General features: G+C 37.7%; 12 protein-coding genes. 5 read left to right on the top strand and 7 right to left on the bottom strand.

All coding sequences use genetic code 11. From position 1 onward, the window contains the following. Positions 1 to 10 precede the first annotated feature (10 nt). Positions 11 to 163, bottom strand: a complete 153-nt coding sequence (locus tag M3226_RS14125; protein ID WP_251566370.1) for a hypothetical protein — start codon at positions 161 to 163, stop codon at positions 11 to 13. Between the two features lie 252 nt (positions 164 to 415). On the opposite strand from M3226_RS14125, the gene M3226_RS14120 reads away from it, so the two are divergent. Beyond that, complete coding sequence (locus M3226_RS14120; protein ID WP_251566414.1) at positions 416 to 1,309, top strand: LysR family transcriptional regulator; 894 nt, start codon at positions 416 to 418, stop codon at positions 1,307 to 1,309. Positions 1,310 to 1,469: 160 nt separating this feature from the next. Here M3226_RS14120 and M3226_RS14115 read toward each other — a convergent pair whose 3' ends face one another. Together M3226_RS14115 and M3226_RS14110 are read right to left on the bottom strand one after the other, a co-directional pair. Further along, positions 1,470 to 2,222: a LysM peptidoglycan-binding and 3D domain-containing protein gene (locus M3226_RS14115; RefSeq protein WP_251566369.1), complete on the bottom strand. Its 753-nt coding sequence runs from the start codon at positions 2,220 to 2,222 to the stop codon at positions 1,470 to 1,472. Between the two features lie 358 nt (positions 2,223 to 2,580). Then, positions 2,581 to 3,339: an MBL fold metallo-hydrolase gene (locus tag M3226_RS14110; protein ID WP_251566368.1), complete on the bottom strand. Its 759-nt coding sequence runs from the start codon at positions 3,337 to 3,339 to the stop codon at positions 2,581 to 2,583. 189 nt (positions 3,340 to 3,528) lie between these two features. Here M3226_RS14110 and M3226_RS14105 point away from each other — a divergent pair, with 189 nt between their 5' ends. Together M3226_RS14105 and M3226_RS14100 are read left to right on the top strand one after the other, a co-directional pair. Then, complete coding sequence (locus tag M3226_RS14105) at positions 3,529 to 3,939, top strand: Lrp/AsnC family transcriptional regulator (protein ID WP_251566367.1); 411 nt, start codon at positions 3,529 to 3,531, stop codon at positions 3,937 to 3,939. Between the two features lie 229 nt (positions 3,940 to 4,168). Beyond that, complete coding sequence (locus M3226_RS14100; RefSeq protein ID WP_251566366.1) at positions 4,169 to 5,167, top strand: LacI family DNA-binding transcriptional regulator; 999 nt, start codon at positions 4,169 to 4,171, stop codon at positions 5,165 to 5,167. 99 nt (positions 5,168 to 5,266) lie between these two features. Here the strand turns inward: M3226_RS14100 and M3226_RS14095 are convergent, their stop codons facing one another. The 3 genes from M3226_RS14095 to nagA form a co-directional block, all read right to left on the bottom strand. Further along, positions 5,267 to 5,989 carry a GntR family transcriptional regulator gene (locus tag M3226_RS14095; RefSeq protein WP_251566365.1) on the bottom strand — a complete coding sequence of 241 codons (723 nt, stop codon included), beginning with the start codon at positions 5,987 to 5,989 and terminating at the stop codon, positions 5,267 to 5,269. 81 nt (positions 5,990 to 6,070) lie between these two features. Beyond that, complete coding sequence (gene nagB, locus M3226_RS14090; protein ID WP_251566364.1) at positions 6,071 to 6,808, bottom strand: glucosamine-6-phosphate deaminase; 738 nt, start codon at positions 6,806 to 6,808, stop codon at positions 6,071 to 6,073. After that, the gene (nagA, locus tag M3226_RS14085) at positions 6,805 to 8,004 is read right to left on the bottom strand and encodes an N-acetylglucosamine-6-phosphate deacetylase (RefSeq protein WP_251566363.1); all 1,200 of its coding nucleotides are present in this window, start codon (positions 8,002 to 8,004) and stop codon (positions 6,805 to 6,807) included. The genes nagB and nagA overlap by 4 nt, the downstream gene beginning before the upstream one ends. Before the next feature lie 225 nt (positions 8,005 to 8,229). On the opposite strand from nagA, the gene nagE reads away from it, so the two are divergent. Next, positions 8,230 to 10,119, top strand: coding sequence for an N-acetylglucosamine-specific PTS transporter subunit IIBC (gene nagE / locus M3226_RS14080; RefSeq protein ID WP_251566362.1), 1,890 nt, complete (start codon positions 8,230 to 8,232; stop codon positions 10,117 to 10,119). Positions 10,120 to 10,225: 106 nt separating this feature from the next. Next, a complete protein-coding gene (locus M3226_RS14075; protein WP_251566361.1) occupies positions 10,226 to 11,011 on the top strand; it encodes an SDR family oxidoreductase in 786 nt (261 codons plus the stop codon). 79 nt (positions 11,012 to 11,090) lie between these two features. Here M3226_RS14075 and M3226_RS14070 read toward each other — a convergent pair whose 3' ends face one another. Next, entirely contained in the window at positions 11,091 to 12,167 is a 1,077-nt protein-coding gene (locus M3226_RS14070; RefSeq protein ID WP_251566360.1) for a Gfo/Idh/MocA family protein, read from the bottom strand. Between the last annotated feature and the right edge of the window lie 146 nt (positions 12,168 to 12,313).

The raw sequence follows: 12,313 nt of genomic DNA, 5'->3' as shown, positions 1-12,313 counted from the left end.
TGAAAATATTTTAAGCTACTTGAAAACAAGGATCATTAAAATATACAACTTCAGAGAGAATGTTACAGCCCTTCATGTTTTTGAGAGCCTCTCTTGCTTCTTCTTCAGTTTCGAATTCAAACAGGGAGATGTTTGAATCTAAATAACGAGTTATAATCCACATAAAATTTCCTCCTATTTTTATACGTTTTTTCTGTCCTGCAAACAGGATATCAATAATTATGGCTAAAGATGACATATGCTGTGTTTAACCTTAAAGATGATTTAGCTTTAATGAAGTTGCAATCCAGGGATTGAAGAAGTAATTATTAATTGCTACGGATTAATGATAATGCAATAGTGGAAATATATAAAATGCTAAAAAATTATAATGACATATAAAAAATTTTTATATGGAAGAATTTGGGTGAAGATGATGGATTACCGTGATTGGGAAATACTGAAGGTCCTCTATAGTCAGAAGAACCTAACAAAAGCAGCACGGCTTTTGTTTATTACCCAACCTGCATTAACGAACCGTTTAAAGCACATGCAGGAAGAATTAGGTGTCAAAATAGTAACGCGTGAAAGTAGAGGAGTGCATTTTACCCCACAGGGAGAATATCTTGTTCAGTGTGCCGACGATATCCTTACTCAATATAACAAAATAAAAGAACATGTTAGAAATATGAACTATAACGCAGGTAATGAAGTTGTAGGAACATTGAAATTGGGTGTATCCAACTTTTTTGCGAATTATGAACTGCCCAATATTTTGAAATTATTTAAAAGCCAGTATCCTTATGTGGAATTTAAAGTGATTACAGGTTGGAGTAAAGATGTAACGAAACTTATACATAATAAGGATGTTCATATCGGCTTTGTGCGCGGCGACTATAGCTGTAGAGGTCTGAAGAAACATTTATTATTTGAAGAAACAGTTTCTGTTACGTCGAGGGATGAGTTTGATATCATTGATTTGCCCAATCTGCCTAGAATCGACTATAACGGAGATTATTTATTAAAATCGTTAATTGATAATTGGTGGGCCGAAAACTTTTCACAGCCGCCTTTTATCAGTATAGAAGTGGACCAGGTTGATACTTGTAAGGAAATGGTTATAAAAGGATTAGGCCATGGCTTCTTGTCCAGCCGTATTCTTAATAATATAGATGATTTAAATAAAATAGTTTTAACGGACCAAAAAGGAGATCCTATATTACGTAGAACATGGATGTATTACCATAAGGAGTCCTTGGAATGGAATGTCGTGAAGGCTTTTGTGAATTTTGTTGAGACATTGGTTATAAATACTTTAAAGCAAAATTGATGGTTTTGAGCAATGAAATTAAAAGTGAATTTGTGAAAAGGTATAAATGGTGTAACTCAAAATGTCCCTTCAAAAAAACCCTGCAGCCCCTTGGTACATATAAGGAGGTGCAGGGTTTTTTACGTATTAGGACCTCATGATAGGACGGTCTTTTAGCACGCTAGTTTAATATTGTTACCTTTACTTGTTTTACTCCAAAATTGATTGCATCATGCTCAGAAGGGATAAAGATATCAATTCGATTTCCTTTAATGGCTCCACCAGTATCTCCAGCGATTGCTTCACCGTAGCCTTCTACATGAACTTTACTGCCAAGTGGTATAACAGATGGATCAACTGCGATGACCTTTTCATTTGGGTTTGCTTTAAGGTCAATTCCGGTAGCTGTAGTACCAGAACAGCCCTCACACGAAGCAGTATAGGCAGTTGCTTTCACTGTAATTTCTTTTGAACTCGTATTATTTGTTGATGTAGCTGATACTGCAGGTGCATTTTCCTTATGTGCTTGTGCGGCAGGCTTAGCCTGTTTTTCAGTTACAGTATTACTAGTATTATTTAAACCATCAAAGATAAGTAGATTTAAACCAGGATGGATGAGATCGGTATGTAATTCGTTCCACTCTTTAAGTTGCGAAACAGTTATCTGATTATCCATGGATATATCCCATAGTGTGTCACCTTGTTTAACAGTATATTGTTTTTCCGGTGAAATGGTTAGAGTATCTCCGGGATGTATAAGGTCCGTAGTAAGACGATTCCACTTTTGGATATTTTCTAAAGATGTATTATTCTCACGCGAGAGGTCCCAAAGGGTATCACCTTGTTGTACTGTAATGGTTGCAGCTTGTATATTAGCACTTACAGTTACTGAGAGTATAGCAACTGCTAAAATTGTTATCACTTTTTTAAGCATTCTTTTTCCCCCCATGTTCTATGGTTGCTAATTTTCCATAATAGTAACATAGATATTTCTGAGACAAAGAACAGGGAGATGTTAAATCGTTTACATCCGTGGCATTTATATTGCAATAATATTTCTGAAACAAATGAATAGTCTAAAAACAGGTTTATGAATAAACTATAATTACTCTACTATATGTCAAAATGAAGGACGTTTGGTTGATTATCCAAAAAGAATTTGTTCTTCATAGGGCGGATGAAAAGCATTTTGCTGGTTCTTCAAATGGAATTGTCGTTCATAAAGGGTGAAGGACAAATTAATAAGTCTGACAAGACGAAACAAACATCATTCACCCCAAGTTTCAATATTTTTACCCAATTCTAACAATTTCCCCATCTTCTGGTACTGAAATATTAATGTCTAATTGGTTCTCCCTTATATACTCCCTAACTTCCTCCCGTTTTAATAAGCAGTGATTCCATGATTCCATATGAGAAATGATTAGTTTCGTTTGCGGTGAAGTTTTTCTTATATTTTCAATATCGGCAATTCCCATTGTGATCGGCAGGCCTTCTAAGAAACGTGCTTCGCCCGCAAAAACGATTGCCGCATCAGGGGAAAAATGTTTAAACGTATGCTCTATATCTGCGTACCACACGCTATCTCCAATTATATATAAGGTTGGCTCATCCTTTGACTTTAGAATAAATCCCGAAACAGGTCCCATAGCTTCTGCAAGTCGACCATGGCCGTGCCTTCCTTCTGTTCGGATTAGTTTGACTCCCTGCCAGACAAATTCCTTACTTATTGCTATGACATGCTCAAAACCTTTATCTTTTATTAATTGCTCATCTTCAGGTTGACAAAATAGAGGTAAATTCTTAGGTAAACTTGAAATAGCCCGATCATCAAAATGATCACGGTGCGAGTGTGTAACAATAATAGCATCAATATCTACTAGTCTCTTAAGTTCGACCGGTAATGAAGACAAAGGATTATTTAAGTGCTGATTAGGGGCATTAGGAACCGGCGCAAGTGTTCCCTGCGCGCTAAACATAGGGTCTAAAAGGAATTTTAGCCCCTTATACGTTATAAGATGTGTTGCATGGCGTATTAATTGAATCTGCATAGATTTTTCTCCCCTCGTGAGTTTGCTCTCCACATTATTGTATTATTCCCACATTTTTACTAACAGTATCTTGCGAAAAAGATCTCTGCACTTTTGTTTCATCGTGAAAGAAATTTATAACTAATCCTGCTTTTACTCATATACAATAGAATTAAAAGTCATTTACTGTTTTTTGAGGGGAGAATCGGTATGGATGAAATAGACTTCAAAATTCTTAGTTTATTAAAAGAAAACTCCCGTAAACCTTGGAAGGAAATCGGAGAATTAATCCATATGACAGGCCAGGCAGTGGGCAATAGAATTCGCCGGATGGAAGATGAGGGGATTATTGAGCAATACACCATTGCTGTTAATGAATTAAAGTTAGGAAAAAGTATTCAAGCATTTATAACGGTTTTTTTAAAATCAAATCATCACCATGAATTTCAACAATACCTAAAAGGAAATCCAGATATAAAAGAAGTTCACCGTATAAGTGGTGAGGGCTGCTATATTATTAAAGCAAGTATTTCCGACCAATTAGCTTTAAATAGTACACTTGATGAAATACTCAAATATGCTAACTATAGAGTTAATATATCGATAGGGAAAATCAAATAAATGCTTAAATAAACTCTGAAAGGCAATTGAAAGAATTTTTTTTGCAATGTATGCTAAAAGCAGTAAATGTTTACGTTAACATTCATATATAAATAACAAATATTAGAAAAGCAGTTAAATGTAATGTGATCCTATTCTTAAAGACAAACAGTTGATGGTTATAATAGTATTCAATCGATGAACTCTTGGTAAAATTAGAAGAGGAAGGTTAAATAAAGGGTGAAGGAAAATGGTTACAATTAAAGATATAGCAAAACTGGCAAATGTTTCCCATACGACAGTCTCCCGTGCATTAAATGACAGTCCGCTTATAAAGCCAGGAACCAAAAAAAAGATACAGGCAATTGCCGCTCAGCTAAACTATATTCCTAACTTTAATGCAAAAAGCCTAGTCATGCAAAAGTCTTATACCATTGGTCTTTTCTTTACAAGTATCTCAAATGGTACATCACCCAGTTTTTTTGCCGACACCGTAAAAGGTGTTAATAGTGTGATTAGTGGGAATTATAATTTATTTGTCAGAGGTATAGATGATTATCATGACTTTTCATCGATTCATCAAAAAAGATTCGATGGGATTATCTTAATGAGCCAAAGCGAAGTGGATAATGCATTTATCTATCATGTGCTTAATCAAAAAATACCTATTGTGGTCATTAATAGAGAGGTCAACGATCAATCTATAATAAATATTTTATCTAACGATCGGGAAGGCTCGTGCCATGCAGTAAAGTATCTCATTGAAAAAGGCCACAAGGATATTGCAGTTATTGAAGGAATTAAGGGATTTAAATCCTCATTAGAGCGGAGAGAAGGATATTTAAAAGCATTGATTGATGAGCAGATTCCCATTTGCAATGAATACATTGTTAACGGAAATTATGATATGGAAAGTGGATATAAGGCGATGGAAAAATTGCTGGCCCTAGAGAATCCGCCTACTGCTGTCTTTTGTTCTAATGATGATATGGCAGTTGGGGCAATCAATGCAGCTTTTGCAAAAGGGTTAAATGTACCAAAAGATATATCGGTAATCGGCTTTGATGATATTCAAGTCGCGCGATATACAAACCCTTCATTGACAACCGTAAAAAAACCGATTGAAAAGATCAGCAGACACGGGGCAGAAAAGATCTTAGAGGCTATTGAAAATCAAGACATGAAGGGTGAAAAGATTTTTATTGAAACAGAGTTAGTCATAAGAAAATCCGTTTCGGAAAAGAAATAATTATCTTCCCGTTCAGCTGCGAACTCGTAAACATTATAAACAAATAAAAAAGCCAAAGTCGAGGATCCTAGTCTTGTCTTGGCTTTTTTTATTGTAGTTTTACCGTTTCATTTCAATCATAAATTTATAGCGGTCAGCGCGGTAGGATGACCGAACATATTCAACGGGAGTTCCGTCCTTTAAAAAGGTTTGTTGTTGAATCAGCATGATCGGAGAACCTTTTTTTATTTTTAAAAATTGGGCTTCCACTTGATTGGCAATCGACGATTCAATGACTTGTGAAGCGTGGTCAATTTGGAAATTCAATTGTTCTTCAATAAAGGCATAAACCGACTTTTTAACAATCTGCTCCGTTAGACCTTTAACAAGGTTTGCCGATATATAATTTGATTCTAAGGCCATAGGGACGTCATCAGCCAACCGAATACGTTTAATTTCATAAACGGGGCCATATTCTTGAATACCGAGCTGGCTGGCAATTTGACTAGTTGCAGGTATAATTTCAAAGGAAATTAATTGACTCCCTGGTTTTAGGCCTCTAGCAACCATGTCTTCGGTAAAGCTTCTTAATCGATGAAGTGGTTGTTCAATTTTTCGCTCCGAAACGAAAGTACCTTTTCCTTGGATTCGGTGTAGATATCCATCATTCACGAGCTGGGTTAAAGCTTGTCTCACCGTCATCCGGCTGATCTGATATTTTTCAGCATACTCTCGTTCAGGCGGAATGGAATCACCAGGTCTTAACTCACCCTTATCAATTAAATCCTTTATAAGCTCTTGAAGCTGATAATATATTGGGATGGGGGAATCCTTTTTAATCATTCTCCTCTTACCTGCATCCTTTCTATTTAAACTCGAGGAACCGGTCTGCTTTTCATTTGAAAGGATTCAGAGAGGAAGAACTCAACTGTGAACCTTTAAACCAGCAATGGCCGCCTTATCTGCAATAATTGTAACATATGGATGATTTTTCAGCACGGATGCTGGAAATCTTTCATCTATATTTCCTGTTAATAGTGTTTTCAATGCGTCTTTTTTTTGCTCTCCGGAAACGAGTAATAGGATTTCTCTGCTTTTCATAATAGTAGCGATACCCATTGTTATTGCTTGAGTAGGTACTTCCTCCAAGCGGTTAAAAAATCTAGCATTAGCTTGTCTTGTAGAAGGAGCTAGTTCGACCACATGGGTTTGAGATTGGAATGATGTTCCGGGTTCATTAAATCCGATGTGGCCATTTGCCCCAATGCCAAGAATCTGTAAATCAATGCCTTTATGTTTTGTAAGTAATTCCTCATAAGATTCGCATTCTTTTAATACATCATCAATCGTTCCACGTGGAACAAACGTGTTATTCATTTGAATGTCAATATGATTAAATAAGTTATGGTTCATATAATAGCGATAGCTGTTTGGATTATCTCCGGACAGTCCGACATATTCATCTAAATTGAAGGTCATAACCCCTCGATACGAAGTCCCATTCTTTTGATGGTCGGCAATTAAATTTGAATAGATCCCCATCGGAGTCCCGCCTGTTGCGAGACCAAGCTTGATTTTTGGAAATTGATTGACCTTTTCAATAATATAATCGGCAGCAATTTTACTCATATCTTGATAATCTGTTGCTTCAATAATCCTCATGTTGTTTTTCCTCCTTTAATATAGGCGACCTTTCCACGGCATAACGTCATATAGACATCCAAATTCTCGTCAAGAATAACAATATCAGCATCCTTTCCCACAGAAATGCTGCCCTTACGATTATAAATATTCAGCTGCTTTGCCGGATTTACAGATGCCATTTCAATCGCCTCTTCGATGTGACAGCCAGTGAAAGATAATATATTTTTTACCCCTTGACCTAATTTTAAAATACTTCCAGCAAGAGTTCCGTCACTTAAAATGGCTTTACCACCCTGTACGGTTACATCCTGCCCGCCCAAATCATAATGTCCGTTTTTTAGACATTTAGCCCGCATGGAATCAGTAATTAAAATGATTCCTTTTTTTCCCTTTTGCTTGTACGCGAGTTTCACCATTTCCGGATGGACATGTACCCCGTCCACAATCAGTTCTGCTTTTAACTCGTCTTTTAAAAAGGACGCCCCTACCACACCTGGCTCACGGTGATGCAATCCGCGCATTTGATTGTACAGATGTGTAACATGGTTTACTCCTGCATCGATGGCTTCTAGCACTTGTTCATATGTTGCATCGGTGTGGCCGATTGATGCTATCATTCCATTTGCTTTTAAATACCTTACAAGCTCCAGACCCCCTGGCTGCTCGGGTGCCAGTGTGACAATCTTAATCGTTTGATCAGAGAGCTCCTCCCATTTTTTAAACAACTCCAGATTTGGATTAATAATATGTTGAATGGGTTGAGCTCCTGCTTTATTTTTATTCACAAAGGGACCTTCAAGGTGGATTCCTAGTATTTCTGCCTTTCCTGGGGTCTGCTCCCCTTTAATGTATCTACCAGCATTTATTAAGGCATCTTCAATTTTTTCCTCTTCCTGGGTCATGGTTGTCGCTAAAAAGCTTGTAGTTCCTTCGCCCGGAAGTGCCTGCGCCATTGTATCCAAAGCTTCTTTCGTGGCATCCATGGTATCTGCTCCATTAGCTCCGTGGATATGAACGTCAATAAAGCCGGGAACAGCTTTAAATTGTAATGGGATGTGGACTTCCTCAAATTCTTCCTGAAAGGTAAGAGTTTCTGTCGGCCCTAATTCCACTATTTTTTGATCTTTTACTTTTATATAGCCATTTTCAACCCAGTGATCTTCAGAATATATTTGAATGCCCTTGAGCAAAATAGGCTTAAAATTTGTTGTCATTTTCATTACATCCTTCCTAGACTACCGTAATTTTAGCATTTCCGAATTATAGATGTCTATACCAATTTTGCGGTTATTAAGGAGAAACCTTATCCAATTGGGGATACATTTAATAATTTACCAATAAATTTATGTATTATTGGTATAGACAACTATAACAATTAAATGGTATTATCGTGACTGTGTTGAAAAACCGCTTACACGAAAAAGAGGAGAGATTTATTGATGTTAGGATTTTTACAGCGAATTGGAAAAGCATTGATGCTTCCGATAGCAGTTTTACCAGCAGCTGGATTGTTGTTACGTTTTGGCCAGCCGGATCTGCTGGATATTCCATTTATCGCAAATGCGGGTAATGCTGTTTTTGCAAACTTGGCTTTAATTTTCGCCATCGGTGTTGCAATGGGGTTTGCAAAGGATAATAATGGAGCAGCTGCTTTAGCTGGGGCTATCGGCTATTTGGTTTTAACACAAGGAACCCAGGCAATTGATAAAAATATCAATATGGGGGTTCTCGGCGGGATTCTTACAGGAATTATCGCTGGATTACTTTATAACCGTTTTCGTGAAATTAAATTGCCAGAATGGTTAGCTTTCTTTAGTGGAAGACGATTTGTTCCAATTATCACTTCCATTACAATGGTTATTATTGCTGGAATCGCAGGATTTGTATGGCCGCCCATTCAAGATGCTATAAATGGAGTGGGTAACTGGATCATTGGTTTAGGTGCAATTGGAGCAGGTATCTTCGGAATACTAAACCGTTTGTTAATCCCACTAGGTCTTCACCACGTCTTAAACAGTTTGTTTTGGTTTCAATTTGGGACATTTGAAGGTAAATCAGGGGATATTGCTCGTTTCTTTGCAGGCGACCCAACCGCTGGAACTTACATGACAGGATTCTTTCCAATCATGATGTTTGGCTTGCCGGGGGCAGCACTTGCGATTATTGCAGCGGCTAAGAAGGAAAAAAGAAAATCGATAGCCGGTATGTTTATTGGTGTAGCACTCACTTCGTTTCTTACAGGTATTACAGAGCCTATTGAATTTTCCTTCATGTTCATTGCTCCGCTGCTATATGGAATTCATGCAGTCTTAACAGGTCTTTCCTTTGTAATCGTCACCATGTTGGGGGTTAAAGATGGCTTTACCTTCTCAGCTGGGGCAATTGATTATATTTTAAACTTTAATATTGCTCAAAAACCGTTACTCTTATTATTAGTTGGTTTGATTTACGGAGTTATTTATTTCGTTATTTTTTATAGCGTCATTAAGGCGTTTAACATTAAAACACCTGGTCGTGAAGACGAGGAAGAAGTGACCGTGGAGAAAGAAACAATTGAAACGGTTGTAGGAACAGATAAATTCGAAACGATGGCATATCATTTTATGAATGATATTGGCGGTAAAGAAAATATAACTAACATTGATAATTGTGCAACCCGTCTTCGTTTAAATGTTAAAGATATGGATAAGGTTAGAGATTCATCTTTAAAATCACATGGTGCAAAGGGCGTCATGAAACTGAACAAAACAAACCTACAAATCATTGTAGGGACAGAGGTTGAGTTCGTAGCAGATGCTATGAAGCGATTGGATACTAAGTCAGTAAGTAATCCTGATACACAAGAAATAACAACTTCTGAATCACAAGAATATCTGCCGTTAAATGAGCAAGATTTTGTGATGCCGATTGAGGGAGAGATTATTCCGATCACGGAAGTAGAGGACCAGGTATTCTCACAAAAGATGATGGGAGACGGTTTTGCAATTATTCCTGCTAATGGTTCTGTTGTTTCACCTGTTGATGGAGAAATTATGAGTGTCTTCCCAACTAAACATGCAGTCGGGATAAAATCTAAACAGGGATATGAGATATTGATTCATATTGGTTTAGACACAGTTAATTTAAAAGGGGAAGGATTCACTGTCCTTGTAAAAGACGGAGATCCAGTCACAAAAGGACAGGAAATTCTAAGATTTGATTTAGAAAGGATTAGGAATTCAGCAACTTCTACCGCTTCTCCTATTGTTTTTACAAACTTAGCCAAATTAAATATTAAGAAACAAGGGAAAATTTCACAGGGTCAAAATGGAATTATTTCGATCGAGTAATTGTAGTACGTTTGAACTGTATTATAAATAGAGGTGTTTCTCCCGTTTTAAAACCTCGGGGATGGATATAGTATATACATCACATCGTTTAAGGAGGCTTTATTACATGGAGAAACTACTTCAAAATCAAGTTGCTTTTGTTACAGGGGCCGGATCAGGGATTGGCAGGGCGGCTGCAATAAAGCTTGCCCAAAATGGAGGAAAGATTGCTTTAGTAGATTTACACAAAGAAAATGTAGAAGAAGTTAAAAATCAAATCGAAGAAATGGGCAGTGAGGCACTTGTCTTGGAAGCTAACGTATCTCACCCAGAGGAGGTTGAGGATTGTTACAAAAAGACGGTTGATCAGTGGGGAAGACTGGATGTTGTCTTTGCTAATGCTGGCATTAATGGGGAAGTTACACCGATTGAGGATATGGACCCGAAAGATTGGGATCTGACTATTTCCAATAACTTAACAAGTACCTTTTTAACCGTTAAATACGCCATTCCTCATTTGAAGTCTAATGGGGGAAGTATCATTATTACTAGTTCCATAAATGGAAACAGGGTCTATAAAAACTTTGGTATGTCTGCGTATAGTACATCCAAAATTGGTCAGATGGGCTTTGGGAAAATGGCTGCGCTGGAGCTTGCAAATTATCATATTAGGGTCAATGTGGTCTGCCCAGGAGCTATTGAAACCAATATCAATGAAAATACATGGAAAAATAAAGAGAAATTAAAAGAAGTTGAAATCCCGGTTGAATATCCGCAAGGCAGCCAGCCGCTAGAACATGCTGCAGGGAAACCTGAACAAGTGGCGGATCTGGTACTTTTCCTTGCTTCAAGCCAATCCAATCACATTACCGGAAGCGAAATCTTTATTGATGGAGCAGAATCTCTTTTATAATAAAGTATTTAACTAAAACTGCATCGTAAAAGGCAATAATAAAAATGCTCACATATTGTGGGCATTTTTTATGAGTAGCTTATTCTGCCCATGGCTGACGTACAGTCCGTACTAATTCGGAAGAACGAATGGCCTTTTCCATCATAAGACCAAGATACTGATCTTGGGAGGCCTCAGGCAGGCTATAAAAACTTGGTCCTCCAGCTACATATTCTCCCATTTTTTTTAAGCATGAAGCAATGGCTATCTCATCATCATAAAGCCTTGCCGGGATAAAAGGATTTCGATATACCCATTGTTCTCCTGCCATAATTCCTTCAAGATAGTAGCCCTCCTGGTTCTCCTCCTCTCCTTTGTTAATACGCTTTAAATCCAAGTGAACAGGTGTAGAATAATCAGCCAATGCCGTCATGCGGTTATCGAATATTTCCCCACGGTCGCCACGAATAGACAAATGATTGGAGCGAATCCAAGAACGATGCTGGTCTTTTGTAAAATCATAGATTCCTAACTTATGATGATCAAATTCCAACCAGACTAAGTCACGTTCAGCCATAATGATTTTTTCCTCCTTTGGAGGGCCGCTACGGTCTGGACCTGCGACTATCGGCGCTTCAAATCGCATTCCTCTAATATTTGCATCCTCAAAGCTGATTCCGAGCATTTTTCGCATTAAGCTTACGCCATGATAAAAGTGGGAAATAGAAACGGTGGCTTGTGTGACATTTCCTAATCTTCCAGATTGAATTATAGAAAGTCTTGCCTGCTGGGCCGGATGTAGATGATATTGTTCGGCGACCTGGATTTTGGCTCCTTTACATGTAAGCTGCTCGTGGAGAGTAGTTAAGCCTCCTATGGTTGGAGCTGGTGGAGTTTCAGCCAATGCGGGAATCCCGAGCTCTCCTAAGTGCAGTAAATATTCAGGGCATGCCGAACCGCTAACGGATACTACTATAAAGTCAGGATGTTCATTTTTTAACAGTTGGGTTAAATTACGGTAAGTGGCTACATTCCACTTTTGTTCTACTAATTGCCCTTTAGCCTCATCCCTTACGACCATACCGCAAACACGAAATCGGTCTGGAAGTGCCTGGGCAATTCTTAAATAATATTGTGCTCGGAAACTAGCTCCACCAATAATACTGAATTTAATCACCGTTTAATACCTCCAAATCTCTCGCCTTTTATTTTTTCTAGAAAAAGAAGTGCCAGGGTAGTCAATAGGGTTTATTGTCGACCATAGCTAGTAAAATGAGCCAACCTTGGTAGCCAAGGGTTTAAATTAAAGGTGTATGAATTCGG

This window comes from Neobacillus cucumis, assembly GCF_023715505.1.
Note: the sequence above shows the minus strand (reverse complement) of the source record. Positions and strands in the feature narration are given on the sequence as shown.